Source organism: Candidatus Symbiopectobacterium sp. NZEC151 (assembly GCF_025962655.1).
Taxonomy (GTDB): Bacteria; Pseudomonadota; Gammaproteobacteria; order Enterobacterales; family Enterobacteriaceae; genus Symbiopectobacterium.
Window position 1 is genome coordinate 140,416 of the sequence record NZ_JAGFPE010000001.1, and the last position, 21,625, is coordinate 162,040.

Below are 21,625 nucleotides of genomic sequence, written 5' to 3' on the forward strand. Positions count from 1 at the left end.
TTTCGCCCGTGCCTATTGCAGCCACAGCGCAGCAAACACGCTGGAACACAGCGACATGATGATTAACACCACCAACACGCCCTGCATGGTGACAGGGAGCGGTGCCGCCGTTGCCACCTCTTCCGACGGCTCACCCGGTACCGTGCGTCCGAACCAGTAAAGGAACCAGGCAAAGCTGGCGACGGACTCCACTAACGCGATCGCCAGTAGCGGTAACAGCCAGAGGTGCTCTGCCGAAAGCGAGAAACCGGCGGCAAACAGCGGGAATTTGCTGAAGAAACCGTTAAACGGCGGCACCCCGGTAATCGCCAACGCGGCCACGCAAAAACCAATGCCGAGCAACGGCGTTTTACGCATCAATCCTTTCAGTCGTGGCAACATGCGGGTGCCGCAGCTGTAGCTGAGCGCACCGGCGACCAGGAAGAACAGGCTCTTGGCGAACGCGTGGTTGAAGATGTAGGCAATCCCAGCGTCAAACGCCATGCGTGAGCCGAAGGTCGCCAGTGACAGTGCGAAAAAGATGTACGACAGTTGGGTGATGGTGGAGTAGGCCAGCAGGCGTTTCATGTCCTTCTGCGGTAAATACATCAGAAAGCCGTACACCAGCGTGAAGGTGGCCATTACCAGCCCGACCACGCCGATCACATGCGGGATGTCGTCCGTCGCCAGAATGGCGCGGGCAAAAATATACACGCCCACTTTCACCATCGAGGCGGCGTGCAGATAGGCACTGACCGGCGTCGGTGCTTCCATCGCATCCGGCAGCCAGACGTGCAGCGGCCACTGGGCCGATTTCCCCCAGGCGGCGAACATGATGCCAGCGAACACCACAATTTTGTCGGCACTGTCTAACTGGCTGATGGCGCTCAGAGCAAAGGTGCCGGTTTTGGCAAACAGCCAGGCGGTGGCAAGGTAGAGGCCGATAGAGGCCACGTGGGTGATCAACAGCGCTTTTAACGCCGAGCGCAGCGGCTTGGGTTGCTGGTAGTAACCAATCAACGCCCAGGAACACCCGCCGGTGATTTCGAAAAACAGCAACTGCCCGAGCAGCGTTGAGGAGAGCGTCAGGCCTGCCATCGCCCCGATGAACACCAGCAGAAACGCATAGTAGCGATTGGTGCCTTCGTGCGGGTGCTCCCGGTTGCCTGAGGTCAGATAGCCGCAGGAGTAGACGCTGACCAGCAGGCCGAGGAACACCACGGCAAAACCAATGAGCAGGCTGACGCGGTCAAACACAAAGCCGAACAGCTCGGCGTCGCCGTAGCGATACAGCGTAATCACCGTATCGTGCTGCCCTGCCGCATGCCAGCCCCAGGCCAGCGACGCCATACCTAACGTCGCCAACAGGGCAAACAGACTGCACAGCACTTTGGCGTGACGCTGTGGCGCAATGGCAATCCACAGCGCGCCGATAAAGGGCAGCAGCAGCGTCGCCAGCGCGCGACTTTCTATAACGAACGTATCCATAATCGCGATGGGCTCCTATAGACCGGTGAGGTAAAAAACAAAGGCCAGCGCGGCGATACCGAATCCGAGCCAGGTAACGCGCCCGGTCAGCAGAAAGCGCCCGCGCGCCAGGCTGTTTTCAAACACCGCAGCGGCGACAAACACCAGCAACAGCTTTAATAGCAGCGTGATGCTGCCCCACAGCATGGCACCGAGGGTGAAGCTGTCCGCCTTGCCAAACGGCACGAAAATGGAGAGAAACAGCACCGCTACCACTACCTGCTTGAGGCTGATCCCCCATTTCACCAGAGCCAGTCCGGCACCAGAATATTCGGTCAACGGGCCTTCCTGTAGCTCCTGTTCAGCCTCGGCAACGTCGAAAGGAATTTTCCCCATCTCGATAAAGGTGGCGAAAGCGCAGGCCAGCAGCGCCAGACCGGTCGCGGTAGGCGAGAGCCAGGCCCCCTCTGCCAGCACATGGCTGATATTGCCGATATTGGTTGAACCGGCAATCAGCGCCACCACCAACAGAGACAGAATCAAAATCGGCTCGACCAAAATACCGAGCGTCAGTTCGCGGCTGGCACCGATACCGGCAAACGGGCTGCCGGAATCCAGTCCTGCCAGTGAAAAGAAGAAGCGAAACAGGGCAAACAGATAGAGCAGGGTGATGATGTCGCCACCGGCACCAAACGGCGAACGCAGCGTCACGGCCGGCAGCGTCATGGCAACCAACAGCATGGAGCCGATCAGCACAAAGGGCATCAGGCGAAACACGCCGCCAGCGTGCTCCGGCGCGACGGATTGCCGCTTCAGCAGCTTGATGATGTCGCGGTAGTCCTGTAACAGTCCCGGCCCTTGACGCGAATGCATCTTGGCGCGAATCACCCGCGCCAGCCCGGAGAACAGCGGGGCAAGCGCGAAGAGCGCCAGCGCCTGTAACAAGGCGCACACCAGACGGATGAGGAGCGGGGCGGCACCGGATAACGTGGTTTCAGTAAACATCGGATTCTCCTTATGCCATCGTGATCAGCAGCAGCACCACCAGCGCCGCTACCACGTACAGGCAATAGAGCCGGAAATCGCCGTGTTGGATCCACTGCATCGCACGGCTCACCCGCTGCAAGGCGCTGGCTAGCGGCATCACCACGCGGTTATCCAGCATGGGCTCGGCGTTTTCAGCGGCACGCGTCGTCTGTTCCAGCGCCCGTTGTAGCATCGGGCCCGGTGCCAAGGTTTTCCGTATGCGGTAGAGCGGCGCAAACAGCACGCGCAGCGGCTGGGTAAAGCTGCCCGCCGAAGCGGCCATGGCACCTTCGTACTCATAGCCGCATGCCCAGGGCGTGCCACGCTGGCGAAATGCCTGACGACCGCCTTTTGCGCCCACGTAGAGCAGCAGTGGCAACAGCGGCAGCGCCAGCAGCAAAATAAAGATCAACGGGGTCGACAGCGAGGTTTGTGCCGGATTGCCGGGGAACAGTGTCAGCCCGTGTGCCACCACCGGAGCAGCTGTGCCGGTCAGACTGACGGCAACCTGGGTGATAATCGGTGCCACCAGACTGGCACCGACGCCCAGCGCGACACACAGCAGCGCCAGCAGGCCCATGGCGAGGGTCATCGGCCAGGGCACTTCCCGTGCCCGATCGGCTTTCTCACTGCGCGCGGCACCGGAGAAGCTGATGCCATACACTTTAACGAAACACATGGCGGCCAGCGCACCGGTGATGGCGAGCATCACAATGGCAATCGGGGCAATCAGTCGCAACCCAAAGCTCCCCTGATGACTCAGGGTGAACAGCGACTGATAGGTGAACCATTCGCTGACAAAGCCGTTGAGCGGTGGCAGCGCGGAAATCGCCATACAGCCGACCAGAAACGCCAGCGCGGTATAAGGCATGCGGCGGGCAAGGCCGCCCATCTTTTCCATGTCTTTGGTGTGCAGCCGGTAGATCACCGCGCCAGCGCCAAGGAACAGCAAGCCTTTAAACAGTGCATGGTTCAGCAGGTGATACAGCCCGCCCAGCAGGCCTAACGCGGCCAGCAGCGGCTGATGCGTGGCGATACCAATCATGCCAACGCCGACGCCCATCAGAATGATGCCGATGTTTTCTACCGTGTGATAAGCCAGCAGGCGCTTGATATCGTGCTCTGCCAGCGCGTACAGCACCCCCAGCACCGAAGAGACCGCGCCGAATGCCAGTACCACCACGCCCCACCAGGCTGCGGTGGCACCGAGCAGATCGATCCCCACCTTGATAATGCCGAAGATGCCGATTTTCACCATCACGCCCGACATCAGCGCAGAGGCGTGTGACGGTGCGGCGGGGTGGGCGCGCGGCAGCCAGCCGTGCAGCGGCAACATCCCGGCCTTTGCGCCAAAGCCGAAGAATGCCAGCAGGAACACCACGGAAGCCTGTAGCGGCGGCAGTTTTGCCTGACGGAAATCGGCAAAATCCAAACTGCCGCTGGCGCGGTAAAGCAGGAAGAATGCCACCATGATCAGCACCGATCCGGCATGGGCGATCAGGAAGTAGAGCAACCCGGCGTTGATGGCTTCGTCATCCTGATCGGAGATCACCAGGAAGTAGGAACTGAGCGACATCACTTCAAACAGGATGATGAAATAGAAGGCGTTATCCGTCACCACCAGCGCCACCATCGAGGCGATAAACAGGTTCATATAGAACCCCATCGCCCCGGCGCGTCCGCGGTACTCTTGCAGATAGGCTAACGAATAGAGGGCGGTGATGGTCGCCAGCAGTGAAATCACCAGTACCATAAAGGCGGCCAGTGCATCCAGTCGCAGCGTTAATCGCGCGAACGCGACAAACGGGCCATCGAACGTCGCCAGTAACGGCTGGGCACTGGTCAGCACCGGAAGCGCGGCGGTGACACCAGCGAGTCCGGCGAGCAATGCAGCGGCGCCACTGAGCTTGATCGCCCAGTCGTCGTTGCGGGCCAGACAAAGCGATAACAGCGCGCCCGCCACATAGAGCGCCAGTGAGAGAGCCAGCCATGCAAAGGGGGTCATCATGATTTTGGCTCCCATTCCGTTGCCGCAAAGGGTTGATTGCCCTGCGGCCACATCATTGCCTGACGGCGCTTGGCCTCGGTAGCGGCGGCAATATGTGACTCATCCACTACAAAGAGTGCCTGCGTTGGGCAAACACGCACACATTCCGGTCTATCCTGAAAGGCACACAGGTCGCATTTTACCGCCACGCTTTTCACACCCGCATTCCACGACAGGAACGGATTGATGGAGGCAACGCTGACGGGCACGTCCGTTAATGCTTCAACGGGAATGTGGTGAGCGAAGGTCTGCGGCACGGCCAGCGGTTTGCTGCCAGATGGGGTTATCGCGCCGAACGGGCACGCGATGGCGCACAGCTTGCAGCCGATACAGGCCACTTCATCCAACACCACAGAATTATTGCGCTGCGTGATGGCGTTAACCGGGCATACCTGTGCGCACGGCGCATCCTCACAGTGGCGACACAGCACGGGGGCGGTGCCTTGGGCATCTCGCTCCACCGTCAAACGGGGATGGGTTTGCAACCCATGCTGGCGGTGTACCTGCGTACAGGCCGCCATACAGGTGTTACATCCGATACAGCGTTTGGGCTCCGCAATGACGAAGCGATTCATAGCCATACCCTCCGGGGCTTTCTCCTATTGTTGGGCTGCGTGAAGCATATTCTGTGCCACGTCAGCGAGTTAGCCGGAGAGGCCCGTCCTTGCTCGGGTGCTGTGCTGCGGCGTCCGTCGGTGACGGCATTGACGATGTCGGTTTCGACATTAGTGACGAGAAGGGTGACGATGGCGTGACGCACCGGCTTACCGGAATTGCCTTATCATTTTCCACTGAAGAGGGATAAAATATTTCTGTCTGTGTTTAATCGTCCTAAAATTGTTTTCTTGAAGGGTCGGCGATAATTATTGTGTACATTAGTGTTTTTACTGAGGTGCACGATGTTTTTCATAAATACTCAATCTCGAATTGATGTTAAAAAAGACACAATCTATTCCGCGTTGCTGAAAAAAACCAATAACAATACCCTTTCCTCGAAAACATTAAAGAAGTTAGCGAAAATAGCCACTACTTCCTTCGAGTTGTCCAAGTCGGATGCCAAGGGGATTTTTATACATAATAAACCCGTTATACCATCGGGTCCGTCGATAATATTGGCGTATAATATCTATAAAGCACTGGCACAAGTGTCTAATGATAATCTCAGGCCGCAATTGAAGGTGTTTATCGCGCATTGCGGAAGACCCTCTATGGATAGCCATCAAAGAACAGGGATCCCGAACTCTGCGTCATCATGTACAGCCACTACATCTGAATTTATAGAAAAAAATAGCGGTAGAATCGGAGCTACGCTGGGTGAGGGGGCGCAGGCCATTGTGGTCGAAGATAACAAAAACCCCGGGAAAGTGTTGAAAATTTTCTTTGATGATGTTTCGGCCGATGAGGTCGCGCGGCAAGCAGATTCTTTCCGGCTATTTTATGGAAAGAATTCTGCCTGTATTATTGCGCAGGGAATTATTCAGTTGGATAAAATTGATGGTGTTCCTTTGTCCAAGGTTGATTATTTTTATGATAATGCAGCGGAGGATTTTATTTTGTTATTATACGAAATGTGTGAAAAAGGTTGTCCTCCCACAGATATGTCGGAAAATAACTTTTTATACAATGCCTCAAGGAACCAATTTTACCCTGTTGATATCTCCTATTTCCCTGGAGACAACATTGACAGTAGCGGTTTGCATTATATTCTCAAGTTCATCGAAGAAAAAAGCAAACCTCAGCCAGTTGGGGCATCGACAATGACGGGTATAGCGATATAGGCGGAAACATTGATTGTATCGTTGGCATAAACATTGCTAAATCGGTATACGGCAGCCCATATTCATCAACAAGGATCATCACCATGTGTCTCGGCATTCCCGGAAAAGTCATCGCATTAGCGGACAACGTACAGGATACGGCGTGGGTGGATGTCTGCGGCGTTAAGCGTGAAGTGAATGTCGCGCTGGTGGCAGACGGCGTTGACGCTGCCAGCCTGATCGGCAGTTGGGTATTGGTACACGTCGGATTTGCCATGAGTCGGCTGGATGAACAGGAGGCGCTCGACACGCTGGCAGCGCTGCGCCAAATGGAAGAGGTAGAGCACGATGTTACAATATTTCTGAAACAGTGAGGCATTTTGTGATTTACGTCAAGAAATGTAAATGTTAAAACGTGATAATGAAAATAACTCTCATTGTCGATGACCATCGTATTTATGTCTATATGGCAGAAGTGTTTGATTGTACTGTGTTTTGTGTTTTCCAGCCTGTCGGCATTTGCCGCAACGGATTACAACACCTTCATCCATGACATTCAGGGCCGCCTGGATAAGACCGCTGAGCTCTACCAGCAGCAGAAACCGGATGAAGCCCGTACCGAAGTTCAAATGGCCTACTTCGAGGTGTTTGAAAACCTGGAAGGGCCGATTCGTATCAATATCTCCGCACAGAAAAGCTATCAACTGGAAGCCACCTTTGGTGAAATTCGCCGCATGATTGGCGAAGGTAAGCCGCAAGCCGACATCCAGGCCAAGGTGAACTGGCTGAAAAGCGAGCTGGACAGCGTGCTGCCGGTGTTGACTGACGGTCACAAATTGGTGGCGCAGGAGCAGCATGGGGCCTATGGCAACAGCGATATCGCCCTCTACTGGCAGCAAAGCTTCAAGACCATTGATGATGGGTTGGCTCAAGCGGTGGCTGACTATCAGACGGGTGATTATCAAAAAGCCAGTCAAAGCGTACAGCAGGCACACTATCAGGGATTTAAAAACTCCGAGATGGAAATGTCGGTGCGCCAAAACCGCTCCTCGCAGCAAGCCGCGTCTATCAACCAGCAATTTAGTGCACTGATTGCGCTGACTACTCAGCCGGATCAAATGAGCGAAGTGGCTTATCGGGTCACTACGCTGCTGCAAGATATTGAAGATGTGCTGCCGGGCTTGCCCACCACCCGTGACGATCAGCCGGTGTCAGCGGCACCGGATAACAGCATGGCTGGCGCTGACGTCCCGGATGCGGACTGGGCCAGCGTGGTGAACAACATCAATCAGGCTATCGCGGCAGCGATTGCTCAGTATGAAAGCGGGCAGGCGAAACCGGCCATTATGGCGGTGCAGGATGCCTACTTCGATCTGTTCGAAGCCAGCGGTATGGAGAACAAGGTCGGCTCGCGTGATTCCGCGTTCAAATCCACGCTGGAAGGCTACTTCACTCGTCTGGTCAGTATGATGAGCGCCGGACAGCCGGTTTCTGCGCTGCACGCGCAGGCCGATGCGATGCAACAGGATTTGGCTAACGCGGTCACCATGCTGGGCAGCGGCAGCGAAACGCACTGGAGCCTGCTGATTTACAGTCTGTTGATCATCGTGCGTGAAGGGCTGGAGGCGCTGCTGATCGTGGCTGCCATCGTGGCCTATCTGGTGAAAAACAATCATCATGACAAGCTGCCGTTAATCCGCCAGTCGGTGTATGTGGCGCTGGTGTGCAGCGTATTGACCGCCGTGCTGTTCCAGATGCTGTTCAGCAATTCCGGTGCCAGCCGCGAATTGCTGGAAGGGTTCACCATGCTGATTGCGGTGGTGATGTTGTTCAGCATGAGTTATTGGCTACTGTCGAAAGTCGAAGCCCGACACTGGAAAGCCTACCTGGAAGGAAAACTGTCGCACTCCCTCAGCAGCGGTTCGGTGATTGGGTTGTGGCTGACCAGTTTCCTGGCGGTATACCGCGAAGGCGCGGAAACGGTGCTGTTCTACTTTGCATTAGTGGGGGATGCCAGCAACGTGGCGGGGCACCTCTCTATTCTGGCGGGCTTCCTGATTGGCTGCGTGATTTTGCTTATCGCTTATCTGGTGATGCGCTTTACCGTGGTCAAACTGCCGCTGAAGCCCTTCTTTATGTTTACCGGTTGTTTCATGTACCTGATGGCGTTTGTGTTTGCCGGTAAAGGTGTACTGGAGTTAATCGAAGGCAAGCTGTTCGAGCCCACGCTGTTGACGTGGGTTCCGGAAATCAGCGTATTGGGGATTTACCCCTACGTAGAAACGCTGATACCACAAGTCGTATTGGTGTTCGCTGCTCTGGCCGCGCTGTGGATTATGCGTCGGCGCGCTGAGACGTTCGAATACGGGAAGCAATGATAAGCAAAAATCAAAAACAACATGATAGTGATGATATGAGGATGGGTTTGATGAAGATGCAAAAGAGTTTGATTGCCAGCGCGATTATTGCCGGAGTATTAACGGCACCTGCCGCGTTCGCGTTTACCGAACATCCGGCTGGTGAGCCGATCACCATTAACGAACTGGAGATCGCTGCGGTCTACTTGCAGCCGATCGACATGGAACCGCGCGGCATGGGTCTGCCTGCGGCTAAATCCGATATTCACCTGGAAGCCGATATCCACGCCGTGGAAGGCAACAAAAACGGCTTCGGTGCAGGTGAATGGATGCCGTACCTGACCATCGCTTACACCCTGGTGAACACCGATACTGGTGCCAAGCAGGAAGGGACCTTCATGCCGATGGTCGCGAGCGATGGCCCGCACTACGGTGCCAACATCAAAATGATGGGCGTTGGTAACTACAAAGTGACCTACCACATCGAGCCGCCGTCAAAAGCTGGTATGCACCGCCATACCGATGGCGAAACGGGTGTTGGTCGCTGGTGGAAACCGTTTGATGTCAGCTACGACTTCAAATATGTTGGTCTGGACAAATAATTCGATTCTGGATTGCGTAAGGCCGTTACGGAAATTCCCCCTGCCGCCCTGGGCGCGGGGGGCTTCGCCTGAGTGTGCGCTATGAGTCATTTTTTTGTTACCGTGCTACAAGCGTTTCTGCCTGTTGCACTGCTGTTAGGGCTCCACTGGAGTCACCGTTCTGCCCCTCGTCTGCGCCCGTTGGTGTGGACCACGCTGCTGGCCCTGCTGGTCGGTACCCTGGTGGGAATTCGCCTGCCTTCAAGCCAAACCGTTCAACTCATATTTACCTTGATTCAACTGGTCGCGCTGGCGCTGTTTTTGCTCAGCCAGCTAACGCAGAGTAGCAAACTCGGCTATCTCTGGCAGGGGCTGTTGATCATCGGGGCCGCAGTGCATTGGGGCGACGATCCCAATCTGACGGCACTGACTACCACCCACGTGGTGAATACCGATTTACTGTTGAATATCAGTGCGGTGATCCTGGCCTTTGGCTGGGTGGCTTTCAGCGCCGTGCTGTGCGGCATGATGGTGCGGCGTTTACCGCGCCTGCGCTGGCCGCTACTGTTGCTGCTGGTGGCACTGTTGGTGCTGCCGCTGAGCGGCGGCCTGATGTTGCTGTTGATGAAGCTGCAAGCGTTGGGATTGACCAAACCGCGCCTGAGCTTTGTGGCGCGCGTCACCAATAACGGCGCGGCGCTTAACTACCTTTGCGCATTGCTGCTGGCGCTGCTGTCGGCGGGGTTCATGCTGCCGCTACTGAAAACCCGTCAGCAGATGCAGGCAACTGACGAAGCGATCGCCAAACGCAAGGCAACCGCCGATTACCGTAATACGCGCCGGACCTTTACCGCCGCGTTGGTGGCGCTGCTGGTGGTGGCGCTGGGGCAGCTTTATTGGGATCAGGTAGCCTCGCAGCCGCCGCGCTTGTCGGAAGCGCAACCCGTGACGCTCGGTCCGGATGGCAAAGTGCATATTCCTATCGAACAGGTGCGTGACGGCAAGCTGCACCGCTTTGTCTGGATTGCCGATGACGGCAAAGCCGTTCGCTTCTTTGTGATTAACCGCTATCCTGACCGGCTTCGCCTCGGCGTGGTGTTTGATGCCTGTCTGCTGTGTGGCGATCAGGGCTATGTGATGGAAGGCAACCAGGTGATTTGTGTCGCCTGCGGTGTGCGCATCTTTATTCCGTCTATTGGTAAAGCCGGTGGATGTAACCCGGTACCGATTGAAGGCTGGAGCAACGACGACAACGAACTGGCGATCAGCTATGCGTCGCTGGCGGTGGGGGCGAACTACTTCACCACGGTGGTATCCATGGATGTGGTGGATCCGGTCGACGGCAGCAAGCTGACCAACCTGAAAGCCGAGCACAAATACCGCTATGCCGGCAAGACCTACTTCTTTGCGTCGGAAGCCAACTACAACAAGTTCCGTGACAACCCCCGCAGCTTCGTGACAGCACATTCTGCGGGTAATACCGAGTCTGCGACGGATAACGCCGCAGCGGACGAGGAGGAGTAATCATGTTATGGCGCATGCTACGTCAGTCATGGAGCCGCAATGTGCGGCGCAAATCGCTGGCGGTATTGACGGTGTTTCTGGCCGCCGGGTTGATCTCGGCGCTGCTGGCGGTATCGATCGATATTGGCGACAAAATGGCGCGCGAGCTGAAATCCTACGGTGCCAATATTCTGGTGGAGCCTGCCGGTCAGGCGGCGCTGCCGGCGCTGTTTGGTGAAAACAGCAATCCGCTGGCCAGTGAGGAATTTCTTGATGAATCAGAACTGCCCAACATCAAGGATATCTTTTGGCGTAACAATATCGTTGGCTTCGCACCTCTGCTCAGCGGGGATGTGATCGTCGCCGGCAAGCACATTTCCGTGCTGGGCACCTTCTTTTCGCAACCGATCACCATCCCGGACGAAGAGGATTACCACACCGGGCAACAGAGCGTTAGCCCCTACTGGCAGGTGACCGGCAACTGGCCGAGCGAACCGGTGAGCGAAAACGCCTTGCAGAGCGGGCAGGGGATCGACGTGTTGGCGGGAAAACAGCTGGCACAGCAAAACGGTTGGCAGGTGGGGCAAACCTTACGTTTGCAAGGGCCAGAACACGCGCTGGAGGTGCGTATCAGCGGTATTCTCGCCAGCGGTGGCGATGAAGAAAACCGTCTGGTGATGCCGCTGGCGGCGGTGCAGAACATGCTGGGGCTGGAAGGGAAGATTCAGGCCGTGCGTGTGTCTGCGCTGACGGTGCCGGAAAACGAACTGTCACGCCGGGCGCGCGAGAATCTCGAAGCGCTTAACGCCGAAGAGTACGACCTGTGGTACTGCACCGCGTACGTGTCGTCGATTGCCCACCAGTTGGAGGAAGCCATATCAGGTTCGGTGGTTCGTCCTATCTGGCAGGTGGCGGCGTCAGAAGGGGTGGTTATCGACAAGATTCAGTTGCTGCTGGGCGTGGTGACCTTTGCCGCACTGGTCGCTGCTGCCATGGGCATCGCGTCATTGATGACCAGTACCATTATGGAGCGTTCCAAGGAAATCGGTTTGATGAAAGCGCTTGGCGCACGGCAGTGGCAGATCATGCTGCTGTTCTATCTTGAAGCGGCAATGAGCGGCCTGCTCGGCGGCGCACTGGGCTGCATTGCAGGCTGGGGATTGGCGCGCGCGATTGGCCTGATGCTGTTCGGCGTACCGCTCAGCTTTGCCTGGGTGGTGATCCCGTGCGTGCTGGTGATCGCCATGCTGATTGCCATCATCGGCACCTGGTTCCCGGCGCGGCGCATTGCCCGTCTCTATCCGGTGGAGGTGCTGTATGGCCGTTAATCCATCGGGTTCAGATCGCTGGATCGGCAGTATGTTCTGGCGGCTGGTGATTCGCGCATTGCGCTTGCGCATGCAGCGTGTCAGCGTGGTGTTTGCCGCACTGACCGTTGGTGCCGCCATCGTTACCGCCATGTCGGCGGTGTACTTTGATATCAATGCCAAAATGAGCCAGGAACTGCGTACCTTTGGTGCCAACTTTTATATTGGTCCGGCGCACGGCGGCTCCCTGGCACAAAGCGGGTTTCAGCCGATTCTCGATAACGCCCCGCCGGGGTTGATCAATGCCGCCAGCCCGTATTTATACGGTATGGCGCGTACCGAGTTGGAGAAAGTGGTTTTGATGGGCGTGTGGTTTGACGCGCTGCGTCAACTCTCTCCCTACTGGCAGGTAACCGGCGACTGGATCGGCGTCAAGTTTGACGATCGTAACGCGATGATCGGCGTCAAGCTGGCGGAGCGACTGCATGTCAAAGTCGGCGATAACGTTACGCTGATCGATGGCAGCGAGCGTCAGCGCTTGCGCATCAAAGGGATCGTTGAAGCCGGTGACGCTACCGACAATATGCTGATCGTGAATCTGGAGCTGGCGCAAAAATGGCTGCAAAAGGAAGGCACCATCAGTAACGCCCTGTTGAGCGTCAGTAACGATCTGGGGCAAGTAGATCGCTTTGCGGCCAGCCTGCAACAACAATATCCCGATCTGGAAATTCGGCCTATCCTCAAGGTTTCCGCCTCGGAAGGGCAGGTGCTGGACAAGATTAAAGGGCTGATGGGACTGGTTTCTGCCGTCATTCTGGTGCTCTCTTCACTGTGCGTGAACACCACTTTGATGGCGATTGTCGGCGAACGTGCCAAAGAGTTTGCGTTGCAGAAGGCGTTGGGCGCGAGCGGTAAAGATATCGTGCGCCAGATGCTGGCCGAAACTGGCGTGATTGCGCTTGCAGCGGTGGTCTGCGGTTGCCTGCTCGGTTATCTGTTGGCTCAGGTGCTGGGACTGACGGTGTTCAACGCCAGCATTTCGCTGCGTGCGCCGGTGCTGCCGCTGACGCTGCTGCTGTCCTTGCTGGTGGCCGCCGCCGCCGCTGTGTTTCCTACCCGGCGCGCGATCCACGTCGAGCCCGCAAAAGTGTTAAAAGGGGAGTGATTCAATGGGTGTTGCACATAACCCGCAAGAGGCGGTGATTGAAACCCGCCAACTGTACAAACGCTTCGGGCAGGTCACTGCGCTGGAAAACATCAATATTTGTATTCAGCGCGGTGAATTTGTCGCCATCATGGGGGCATCCGGCTCGGGGAAAACCACGCTGATGAATATCCTCACCTGCCTTGATACCGTGACGGAAGGACAGGTGCTGCTGGATGGCGTCGATGCTGCCGCGTTGGATGAAGAAGGTCGGCGACGCTTTCGCGCGGACAAAATCGGGCTGGTGTTTCAGCAGTTCCACCTGATCCCGTTCCTCACCGCGCTGGAAAACGTGATGCTGGCGCAGCACTACCATAGCGTGGTGGATGAAACGGCGGCGCGTCAGGTGCTGGCGCAGGTCGGGCTGGAGCACCGCACCGATCACCTGCCTAGCCAGCTTTCCGGTGGGGAACAGCAGCGCGTCTGTATTGCTCGGGCGCTGGTGAACGAGCCGCCGGTGATTTTTGCCGATGAACCGACCGGTAATCTGGACGAAGAGAACGAACAGCGCGTGCTGGCGTTGTTGCAGGATCTTCATCATCAGGGACGTACTATTGTGATGGTGACGCATAACCCGGAACTGGGGCGGTTTGCCGATCGTATTATCCGCTTGCAGCACGGCAAGTACCTGAGTGAGGAGGTTCAACAACATGCAGTGGCGTAAACTGATAACGCTGGGGTGCCTGATGGGCGCGCTGGCACTGCTGTCGGGCTGCAAAGAAGAGCAGGTACAGGTTGGCGCACGCGCGCCTGCGCTGGCGGCCTACGATCTGACCGGTCAACAGGTGGAACTGGCACGCTGGCAGGGCAAACAGGTCTATCTTAACTTCTGGTCTTCCGGCTGTGGCGGATGTCTGGCGGAGATGGGCACGTTGGAAAAACTGAGCAAAACCTACGCGGATAACGTGGTGGTAGTGGCGGTGAATACCGATCCTGACGGGGTGGACATTGCCGCGCTGTTGGCCCAGCAGCACATCAGCTATCCGGTCATCCGCGACCAACTGGGCATTACCAAAGAGCGCTATCAGGTGGTGGGCACGCCGACCTCGTTCGTGATTGACGCGTCTGGCAACGTGACAGCCCAGCATGAAGGGGCGCGCAATGAGCAGCAGCTAACGGCGTTGTTCAAACAGCTAGCCACCGGGGCTTAATGCCCTTTTAGCGCGTGGCGCAGAGGGAACCCTGCGCCACCGTCAGGTTTATTTTTCCTGTGCCGCCGTCTCCACCTTCACCACCACGGGTTTTGGCTTGATGCGCATGGCACCCACCACACCCACCAACAAACAGCAGATACCGCACAGCGTCAGCAGCGGCGGCCATGCCTGGCGCAGCATAAAGGTGTAGGTCAGCCCTGCCAGCGTTTCGAACACGATCAGCGGCCCCACCAGCACCGTCGGCAGACGTTGGCTGGCTTGGTTCCAGCAGAAGGTGCCAAGCCAGGAGCAAAGCAACCCGATCGCCAGCATCAAGCCAATAAACACCAGCGGACGCGGGCCAAACGGCAGGGAAAAATCCGGTTTGGTCAGCGCAAGTTGCCCGCTGACAAGGACGTAGGCCAGCAACGCCATCGGCAACGTCACGATCCCTTGTGCGGTGGCCCAGGTGGTGGATTTTTTATCCAGATTACGACGCAGCCAGCGCGCATTACGCAGTGGATACCAGGTCCAGCAGATCACGGCGACGACCGCCATACCGATCCCACCGAGATAACGCTCCATATCGACCTGCTCATCCTGGGCGCTCAGTTCCGCCAGATTCACACATAACAGTCCAAGCAAAATCAGCACCAGCGGCGGCGTTAATCGCCACCAGGAGAGCGCGCCTTCCTGTCGTCCGTACAGCAGATTAGCGGTAACGGCAATCACCACCGGCAGCGTGCCGATGATCATGGTAGAGACCGGAGCGCCGGTACGCTGGATGGCGCTGGCAAGGAAAAAGTAATAGAGCAGATTACCCACCGCCGAGAGCTTCAGCGCTTCGGTCCAATCTGCCCGGCTTAAGCGGCGCAGACGTGTTCTGTCAGCCCATGCCAACGGCAGTGCGATCAGCCCAAACGCTACATAGCGACCCGCAGACTGCAACGCGGCAGGATATTCCGGCACCATCAACGGGCCCACGAAAATCAGCCCCCACATCAAACCCGCCGTCAGGGCGAAAACGATACCGCTTAACATATCACACCCGTTACCCATTTATGCTTGAAGGGCCAGGCCCTTGTGTTGTCGTATCAACGGCAGCCTAACCGGTAAGACGGATAACATATTGTAGGATATTGCGCTTTTTTTAGCGGTGGCGGCTGTGCGGCGCAACCTGTTTTTGATAGCGCACCGGCGTAATGCCGTAACGTTGGGCAAAGCTGCGCGTCAGATGGGCTTGATCGGTCAGTCCGACCTCCGCAGCCACCTGCGCGGCAGGCATACCGCGGCACAGCAGCTGTTTGGCCCGCTGCAAACGGATCGCCATCAGCATCTGGTGCGGGGTGACGTGGTAGTGCGCTTTGAAACGCCGCAGGAAGTGGTAAGGGCTGAGGGCGGCGACGGCGGCCAGCTGGTTAAGCGTGACTGCCTGCGCAAAGTTATCGTTAAGGTAGTGCTTCACCTCGTCAAAACGCGACAGGGCTTGCGTTTGCAACGGCTGTGCCACGCGGGCAAAGGGCCGAAAAATATCGATGATGCTCAGCATCAGGCTATCGCAGGCCAGCGGGTCGTGAGCACGCCACAGCGCAGCCAGCAGAGCAGACAGTTGGCGGGCTGCCAGTGGGTCATGACGCACCACATCGTTGAACCACCAGCCTTGCTCACCGGAGAGCGCCTCCAACTGCACAGGATCAATATAGATCATGCGGTAACGCCACCCTTCCTCGCCGACGGCCTGCCCGGTATGCAGTTCGTCAGGATTCATCAAAACCAGCGTATCCTGCGCTGCCACGTGCTGAGCACCCCGATAGCGAAAGCGCTCAGCACCAAAGTCAATGGTGCCGATACCAAAGGCGTCATGGGTATGGGGTTCAAAAGCACAGCGGGCAATGTGCGCCTGATATAACTCAACGCCGGGTTGCTGTGGCACATGGCGAAATTGCGCGCGATCCAACGGACCTTGAAACATCTCGCGATCGACGCCTTCTTTTTTATCCAGTAATGAGAGCGGGGCGTTATTCATGTGCAGGTCCATGACGTTTTTTTGAATGGATAAGACTGGATTTGTATAAATCATAACAAAAAGATTTATCGTTCCGCGATGAAAATTAAATCCACAGAAAAAGTAATTATATTAATGTGTTGATTTTTAAGTGTTTTACTGGCTTATGCGCCGCAAGGAATAACTCAACCTGTCTCTGCTTATTTTCTTAGTAGAAAATAATATAACACCATCCGATTGCTTATTTGTCGCGGCATTTTTTCCCCCGTATCTATATGGTGTTAGGGTAAAACGATGCAGAGATGGAGAACCAAGTGAATTTTCAACAACTGAAGATTATTCGAGAATCGGCACGGCGTAACTATAATCTGACGGAAGTCGCCAATTCGCTGTTTACGTCTCAGTCGGGCGTGAGTCGCCATATCCGTGAACTGGAAGAAGAGCTGGGCATCGAAATTTTTATTCGCCGTGGCAAACGACTGCTTGGCATGACCGAGCCGGGCAAAGAGTTGCTGGTGGTCGCTGAACGTATTCTGAATGACGCCAACAACATTCGCCGTCTGGCTAATGTGTTCACCAACAACGATGTGGGTCAACTGGTGATCGCCACCACGCATACTCAGGCGCGTTACAGCTTGCCCAATGTGATTAAAGAGTTTCGTGCCATCTATCCGCAAGTACGCCTGGTGCTTAACCAGGGCACGCCGGACGATATTGTTGCCATGCTGCACTCCGGTGAAGCGGATATCGGCATTGCCAGCGAGCAATTGATGAATGACGCCACGCTGGCGGCATTTCCCTACTACCGCTGGCATCACGCTATCCTGGTGCCGCAGCAACATCCCCTGATAGACGTGCCAACGGTGACGCTGGATATGCTCAGCAAAGTGCCGTTGATCACTTACCGGCAAGGGATTACCGGGCGTTCTCGCGTCGATCGCGCTTTTCTGGCGGCAGGCATGACGCCGGATATTGCCCTGAGTGCTCAGGATTCGGATGTGATTAAAACCTACGTTGAATTGGGCTTGGGCGTGGGGATTGTTGCCGATCACTCCTACGAACCGGCGCGTGATAAAGGGCTGGTGCGCCTGAATGCTGAGCACCTGTTTGAAGGTAACACGGTGTGGATTGGGCTAAAGAAAAGCCAGCTACAGCGCAATTATGCCTGGAAATTCCTGCAACTGTGCAACAGCGAGCTTTCGCTGGATGAGATCAAGGATAAAGTCTTCTCGGATAACGGAGAGTCCGTTATCGACTATCAGATTTAGCGCCTATTCCAATAGGCTCTCACCCCCCAAACTCTCGGCACTAACGGTTTGCTTGATATCGATCAAGTGAACCGTTGTTGGCTGCCGTTATGCATCCTGCTGCTTCTTATGCCTCCGCCTGACATATCTTCTTTATCTTTTCTTTATCACGGTGAATAACTGCTTTTTTCACGCGTTTTTCAGTGTTTTATCACATTTTTTTGACATAACTGTGACTTTTAACCCGATTTGGCTGCTTGATCTCACGGAAATGGGATAGTAGTATCCCCGGCCATAACAATAACGTATGTCTGATGTTTTGCTTTCAGATACAGTCACTTGTCAATCCATTCAACGCTATTGCGGGCATATTCGAGCGCGCGCCGCAGCGCAGGGTTATCAAGGCGTGCTGCATCGGCATTCACATTGGTCGCATTTTATCTCAGTCACCCGTGTGCGCCGTTCAACCGGAAGAGAGGCGCAGTGGCCGTGCGTTCGCGGCGCCGGGTGGTGTTGCAATGGAATTCACTATGAAATCAGTCAAAATCAGCCTTGCCTGGCAAATCCTTATTGCGTTGTTCCTCGGCATCCTTGTCGGTGCCGTACTGCACGAAAGTCCCGATGACCGCCAGTGGCTTATCAGTAACATTTTGATGCCTGCCGGTGATATTTTTATCCGGCTGATCAAAATGATCGTGGTGCCGATTGTGATCGCAACGCTGATTGTGGGTATCGCTGGGGTAGGGGATGCCAAGAAGCTGGGGCGTATCGGTCTTAAGACCATTGTCTATTTTGAAGTGATCACCACCTTTGCCATTATCCTTGGCATCACGTTGGCAAACCTGTTCCAACCCGGTCACGGTATCGATATGTCGTCATTGACCACGGTGGACATCTCTCAATACCAAAAGACCACCGAACAGGTGCAGAGCGGGTCGCACAGCTTGGTGGTGACCGTGTTATCGCTGATCCCGCCCAACATCTTTGCCGCGATTGCCAAAGGCGACATGTTGCCGATTATCTTCTTCTCCGTCCTGTTCGGGCTGGGGCTGTCGTCGCTGCCCAAAGCGCATCGCGATCCGTTGCTGAACGTGTTTCGCGGCGTATCGGAAACTATGTTTAAAGTCACGCACATGATCATGTGCTATGCGCCGGTTGGGGTGTTTGCGCTGATTTCGGTGACCGTCGCCAACTTTGGTTTTGCATCGCTGTGGCCGCTCGCCAAACTGGTGATTCTGGTGTACGTCGCCATTCTGTTCTTCGCATTGGTGGTATTGGGTATGGTGGCACGCTTGTGCCGTCTGCGGGTCACCATGCTGATCCGTATTTTGAAAGATGAATTGATTCTGGCCTACTCCACCGCCAGTTCAGAAACCGTGTTGCCGCGTATTATTGAAAAGATGGAAGCCTACGGTGCGCCAAAATCGATCACCAGTTTTGTGGTGCCGACGGGCTACTCATTTAATCTGGATGGCTCCACGCTTTATCAAAGTATTGCCGCCATTTTTATTGCTCAACTGTACGGCATCGATCTCTCACTGTGGCAAGAGATTGTGCTGGTGTTAACCCTGATGCTGACCTCCAAAGGGATTGCCGGTGTGCCGGGCGTTTCGTTTGTGGTGCTGCTGGCAACCCTGGGCAGTGTCGGCATTCCGCTAGAGGGTCTGGCCTTTATCGCCGGTGTGGATCGCATCATGGACATGGCGCGCACGGCGCTGAACGTGGTGGGCAATGCGCTTGCCGTACTGGTCGTCGCGAAGTGGGAAGGGCAGTTTGATGAAGAGAAAGCCCGAGCCTACGAGCGTGAAATCAAAGGCACTGGCGAAACGCTGGTACAGCGCAAGGTTTGATCGGCGCGTTGGACAGACTATAAAAAAACCGCCCGAGAACCGGGCGGTTTTTTTTGTGTGGCAAGAATCAGAGGAAGCCGTACATGGCGGCAAATACCCAACCAAACACACAGGATGTGGATACGCCAATCAACCCCGGCAGAATAAAGCTGTGGTTGATAACGAAGCGACCAATCTTGGTGGTCCCGGAGCGGTCAAACTGGATGGCAGCCAGATCGCTTGGGTAGGTTGGCAGAATATAGTAGCCGTAACAGGCTGGCGCTGAGGCGACGATATACGCCGGATCCACTCCGATGGCTAACGCAACCGGCACGATCGCTGCCAGTGCTGCCGCCTGAGAGTTAACAAACTTCGACACCAGCAGCAGGATCAAGGCATAGGCCCACGGGTACTGTTTCACCAGGGTACCCAGCGTGGCCTTGATTTCCTCCAGATGCGCACCGAACATGGTCTCTGCCATCCAGGCAATCCCATATACCGCAACGATGGCGATCATCCCAGAGCGGAACACCTCGTTTTTGGAGATATTGGCTGGGTTGGTTTTGGTGGCAATGATAATGATGGCACCCGCGAACAGCATGAACATCTGGATGACCAGCACCATGGAGAGCGGTTTGCCGCCAAAGCTTGGACGCAAACCTTCATCAGCACCGAGAATCGCTACCGCAGCGATAGCGGCCAGGAAGATCCACATGGCGACCCAGTTGCTCTTGGGCAGTTTTTTATCCAGCAGCGTCGCGGTATCACCGTAAACGTAATGCTTGTTTTCCGGCACGGAGATAAATTTCTGGAAGTCTTCATCTTTATCCAGATCTTTACCGCGGAACCAACTGAAAATACCAATTGCCAGAATACCTAACAGCGTGGACGGAATGGTAATGGCCAGCAGGTCGAGAAATTCCAGATGGCGACCGTTAAAGGTAAAATTCCCCAGCATGGCGACCAACGAAACCACCGCCACGGAAACCGGGCTGGCGATAATCCCCATTTGCGCGCCGATCGAACTGGCGGCCATGGGGCGTTCCGGGCGGATATTATTTTTGATGGCGACATCATAAATAATTGGCAGGATGGTATACACCACATGCCCTGTACCGCAAAGAATGGTCAGGATACAGGTGACAAACGGTGCAATGACAGAAACATATTTCGGGTTGCGGCGCAGCAGACGTTCTGCGATTTGCAGCATCACGTCCAACCCGCCGGAGGCCTGGAGGGTGGCGGAAGCAGCAACCACCGCGATAATCACCAGCATAACGTCGACGGGCGGCGTGCCGGGTTTGAGTTTAAACACAAAGACCAGAATAACCAGCCCGATACCACCGAGCAGGCCGAGCGCTATACCGCCTTTTCTTGCCCCGTAAAAAAGGCAGATCAGAACGATCACTAATTGTAAGATAAAATCCATAAGTACCCCATTGCTCAATATTGACGAGTTAAATTAATTAAGTTGGCTTACTGTCGTCGTGGGTACTATAGGGATTATTCGATTATTATTTATTTGATCCATGTCTACAAATTTTTATATTTATAAACTTTAATTCAAATAAAAGAAGCAGATCCCAATAATAATTATTATTTGGTTTATTTAGTTATTTAACACTAAAAATAATTATATTAGAGAAATTAAAACAGAAGGTGAATTTATTGCGTTAATTATCTTAATTAATGTTCATTATATTTTTCAATGTTGTTTTTGATTTGTTGTTTTATTGCTTTACTTAAGTATGTTTTTTGCTGCCAAATGGATAATGAAAATAAGGCAGGGTGTTTTGTCACGGTGTTTATTACCTATGATAATGATTTTCAATGCCTTTACCTCTTTGGTGGTAAGAGGTTTTTTTTTCGTTACCGTTACGCCATTGCAGCAATCATTGTGCCAGTTGTCATGTTATGGCTTTCGCTAAAATCGTTTTTCACCTTTATTGCGTTTTCTGATGCAGAAGTGGAAACCGATAACGGTGTTTTTTTATAGCATAATCGGTTATTAAAAAAATTATTTACTGTCTGATTTAAGAATAACTTTAGTTAGCGTGAAGAAAATATTCAGACAGTGCCTGCAAGGCTCGCCGATTTGCCATTGTTATCGTCGTGCCGCGATGAGCAGGCCGAGATGTTCGACTACACTTAAGGGTCAAAGACGCAGTCAGTAACAGGCGGAA

19 protein-coding genes are annotated in these 21,625 nt (G+C 55.0%); 12 read left to right on the forward strand and 7 right to left on the reverse strand.

Translation table 11 applies throughout. The features are described from left to right. Nucleotides 1-12: 12 nt before the first annotated feature. The 4 genes from J5067_RS00610 to J5067_RS00625 are packed head-to-tail and all read right to left on the reverse strand — an operon-like array spanning nt 13 to nt 5,094. A complete protein-coding gene (locus J5067_RS00610; protein WP_319802372.1) occupies nt 13-1,467 on the reverse strand; it encodes a hydrogenase 4 subunit D in 1,455 nt (484 codons plus the stop codon). A 15-nt stretch (nt 1,468-1,482) separates the two neighbouring features. After that, the gene (locus tag J5067_RS00615) at nt 1,483-2,451 is read right to left on the reverse strand and encodes a respiratory chain complex I subunit 1 family protein (RefSeq protein WP_264641949.1); all 969 of its coding nucleotides are present in this window, start codon (nt 2,449-2,451) and stop codon (nt 1,483-1,485) included. Between the two features lie 10 nt (nt 2,452-2,461). Further along, nucleotides 2,462-4,480: a hydrogenase 4 subunit B gene (gene hyfB, locus J5067_RS00620; RefSeq protein ID WP_264650187.1), complete on the reverse strand. Its 2,019-nt coding sequence runs from the start codon at nt 4,478-4,480 to the stop codon at nt 2,462-2,464. Continuing rightward, nucleotides 4,477-5,094, reverse strand: a complete 618-nt coding sequence (locus J5067_RS00625) for a 4Fe-4S dicluster domain-containing protein (protein ID WP_264650188.1) — start codon at nt 5,092-5,094, stop codon at nt 4,477-4,479. Before J5067_RS00625 ends, hyfB begins: the two co-directional genes overlap by 4 nt. A gap of 324 nt (nt 5,095-5,418) precedes the next feature. On the opposite strand from J5067_RS00625, the gene J5067_RS00630 reads away from it, so the two are divergent. From J5067_RS00630 to J5067_RS00670, 9 genes are all read left to right on the forward strand, one after another. Continuing rightward, on the forward strand, nt 5,419-6,297 hold the full coding sequence (locus tag J5067_RS00630) for a hypothetical protein (RefSeq protein ID WP_264650189.1): 879 nt from the start codon (nt 5,419-5,421) through the stop codon (nt 6,295-6,297). Between the two features lie 83 nt (nt 6,298-6,380). Continuing rightward, nucleotides 6,381-6,650 (forward strand): HypC/HybG/HupF family hydrogenase formation chaperone, encoded by a 270-nt coding sequence (gene hypC, locus J5067_RS00635; RefSeq protein WP_264641953.1) that lies wholly within the window; start codon nt 6,381-6,383, stop codon nt 6,648-6,650. Between the two features lie 84 nt (nt 6,651-6,734). Next, complete coding sequence (locus J5067_RS00640; protein ID WP_264650190.1) at nt 6,735-8,654, forward strand: FTR1 family protein; 1,920 nt, start codon at nt 6,735-6,737, stop codon at nt 8,652-8,654. Nucleotides 8,655-8,704: 50 nt separating this feature from the next. Continuing rightward, nucleotides 8,705-9,235, forward strand: a complete 531-nt coding sequence (locus J5067_RS00645; protein ID WP_222160176.1) for an iron transporter — start codon at nt 8,705-8,707, stop codon at nt 9,233-9,235. A gap of 81 nt (nt 9,236-9,316) precedes the next feature. Beyond that, nucleotides 9,317-10,738: a Fe-S-containing protein gene (locus J5067_RS00650; RefSeq protein ID WP_264650191.1), complete on the forward strand. Its 1,422-nt coding sequence runs from the start codon at nt 9,317-9,319 to the stop codon at nt 10,736-10,738. A gap of 2 nt (nt 10,739-10,740) precedes the next feature. Then, on the forward strand, nt 10,741-12,045 hold the full coding sequence (locus tag J5067_RS00655; RefSeq protein WP_264650192.1) for an ABC transporter permease: 1,305 nt from the start codon (nt 10,741-10,743) through the stop codon (nt 12,043-12,045). Continuing rightward, nucleotides 12,035-13,189: an FtsX-like permease family protein gene (locus tag J5067_RS00660; RefSeq protein WP_319802373.1), complete on the forward strand. Its 1,155-nt coding sequence runs from the start codon at nt 12,035-12,037 to the stop codon at nt 13,187-13,189. The genes J5067_RS00655 and J5067_RS00660 overlap by 11 nt, the downstream gene beginning before the upstream one ends. Nucleotides 13,190-13,193: 4 nt before the next feature. Further along, nucleotides 13,194-13,892, forward strand: coding sequence for an ABC transporter ATP-binding protein (locus J5067_RS00665; RefSeq protein WP_264641957.1), 699 nt, complete (start codon nt 13,194-13,196; stop codon nt 13,890-13,892). Then, the gene (locus J5067_RS00670; protein ID WP_264641958.1) at nt 13,879-14,379 is read left to right on the forward strand and encodes a TlpA disulfide reductase family protein; all 501 of its coding nucleotides are present in this window, start codon (nt 13,879-13,881) and stop codon (nt 14,377-14,379) included. Before J5067_RS00665 ends, J5067_RS00670 begins: the two co-directional genes overlap by 14 nt. Nucleotides 14,380-14,427: 48 nt before the next feature. Here the strand turns inward: J5067_RS00670 and J5067_RS00675 are convergent, their stop codons facing one another. After that, complete coding sequence (locus J5067_RS00675; RefSeq protein WP_264650193.1) at nt 14,428-15,402, reverse strand: DMT family transporter; 975 nt, start codon at nt 15,400-15,402, stop codon at nt 14,428-14,430. A gap of 109 nt (nt 15,403-15,511) precedes the next feature. After that, entirely contained in the window at nt 15,512-16,333 is an 822-nt protein-coding gene (locus J5067_RS00680) for an AraC family transcriptional regulator (RefSeq protein ID WP_264650818.1), read from the reverse strand. Between the two features lie 347 nt (nt 16,334-16,680). Between J5067_RS00680 and cbl the strand changes: the two genes are divergently transcribed. Then, on the forward strand, nt 16,681-17,634 hold the full coding sequence (gene cbl / locus J5067_RS00685; protein ID WP_264641960.1) for an HTH-type transcriptional regulator Cbl: 954 nt from the start codon (nt 16,681-16,683) through the stop codon (nt 17,632-17,634). A gap of 509 nt (nt 17,635-18,143) precedes the next feature. Next, complete coding sequence (gene gltP / locus J5067_RS00690; RefSeq protein ID WP_264650194.1) at nt 18,144-19,463, forward strand: glutamate/aspartate:proton symporter GltP; 1,320 nt, start codon at nt 18,144-18,146, stop codon at nt 19,461-19,463. A 67-nt stretch (nt 19,464-19,530) separates the two neighbouring features. Here the strand turns inward: gltP and J5067_RS00695 are convergent, their stop codons facing one another. Then, nucleotides 19,531-20,871 carry an anaerobic C4-dicarboxylate transporter gene (locus J5067_RS00695; protein WP_264641962.1) on the reverse strand — a complete coding sequence of 447 codons (1,341 nt, stop codon included), beginning with the start codon at nt 20,869-20,871 and terminating at the stop codon, nt 19,531-19,533. A gap of 336 nt (nt 20,872-21,207) precedes the next feature. On the opposite strand from J5067_RS00695, the gene J5067_RS00700 reads away from it, so the two are divergent. After that, entirely contained in the window at nt 21,208-21,438 is a 231-nt protein-coding gene (locus tag J5067_RS00700; RefSeq protein WP_264641963.1) for a hypothetical protein, read from the forward strand. Nucleotides 21,439-21,625: the final 187 nt, after the last annotated feature.

Bases quoted from the DNA above. Each gene is read 5' to 3' on its own strand.
- J5067_RS00675 (WP_264650193.1), bottom strand. From the start codon at position 15,402: ATGTTAAGCGGTATCGTTTTCGCCCTGACGGCGGGTTTGATGTGGGGG.
- J5067_RS00615 (WP_264641949.1), bottom strand. From the start codon at position 2,451: ATGTTTACTGAAACCACGTTATCCGGTGCCGCCCCGCTCCTCATCCGT.
- hypC (WP_264641953.1), top strand. From the start codon at position 6,381: ATGTGTCTCGGCATTCCCGGAAAAGTCATCGCATTAGCGGACAACGTA.
- J5067_RS00695 (WP_264641962.1), bottom strand. From the start codon at position 20,871: ATGGATTTTATCTTACAATTAGTGATCGTTCTGATCTGCCTTTTTTAC.
- J5067_RS00630 (WP_264650189.1), top strand. From the start codon at position 5,419: ATGTTTTTCATAAATACTCAATCTCGAATTGATGTTAAAAAAGACACA.
- J5067_RS00655 (WP_264650192.1), top strand. From the start codon at position 10,741: ATGTTATGGCGCATGCTACGTCAGTCATGGAGCCGCAATGTGCGGCGC.
- J5067_RS00665 (WP_264641957.1), top strand. From the start codon at position 13,194: ATGGGTGTTGCACATAACCCGCAAGAGGCGGTGATTGAAACCCGCCAA.
- J5067_RS00610 (WP_319802372.1), bottom strand. From the start codon at position 1,467: ATGGATACGTTCGTTATAGAAAGTCGCGCGCTGGCGACGCTGCTGCTG.
- J5067_RS00625 (WP_264650188.1), bottom strand. From the start codon at position 5,094: ATGAATCGCTTCGTCATTGCGGAGCCCAAACGCTGTATCGGATGTAAC.
- J5067_RS00645 (WP_222160176.1), top strand. From the start codon at position 8,705: ATGAAGATGCAAAAGAGTTTGATTGCCAGCGCGATTATTGCCGGAGTA.
- J5067_RS00650 (WP_264650191.1), top strand. From the start codon at position 9,317: ATGAGTCATTTTTTTGTTACCGTGCTACAAGCGTTTCTGCCTGTTGCA.
- gltP (WP_264650194.1), top strand. From the start codon at position 18,144: ATGAAATCAGTCAAAATCAGCCTTGCCTGGCAAATCCTTATTGCGTTG.
- J5067_RS00670 (WP_264641958.1), top strand. From the start codon at position 13,879: ATGCAGTGGCGTAAACTGATAACGCTGGGGTGCCTGATGGGCGCGCTG.
- J5067_RS00640 (WP_264650190.1), top strand. From the start codon at position 6,735: ATGTCTATATGGCAGAAGTGTTTGATTGTACTGTGTTTTGTGTTTTCC.
- J5067_RS00660 (WP_319802373.1), top strand. From the start codon at position 12,035: ATGGCCGTTAATCCATCGGGTTCAGATCGCTGGATCGGCAGTATGTTC.
- J5067_RS00680 (WP_264650818.1), bottom strand. From the start codon at position 16,333: ATGTTTCAAGGTCCGTTGGATCGCGCGCAATTTCGCCATGTGCCACAG.
- hyfB (WP_264650187.1), bottom strand. From the start codon at position 4,480: ATGATGACCCCCTTTGCATGGCTGGCTCTCTCACTGGCGCTCTATGTG.
- J5067_RS00700 (WP_264641963.1), top strand. From the start codon at position 21,208: ATGGATAATGAAAATAAGGCAGGGTGTTTTGTCACGGTGTTTATTACC.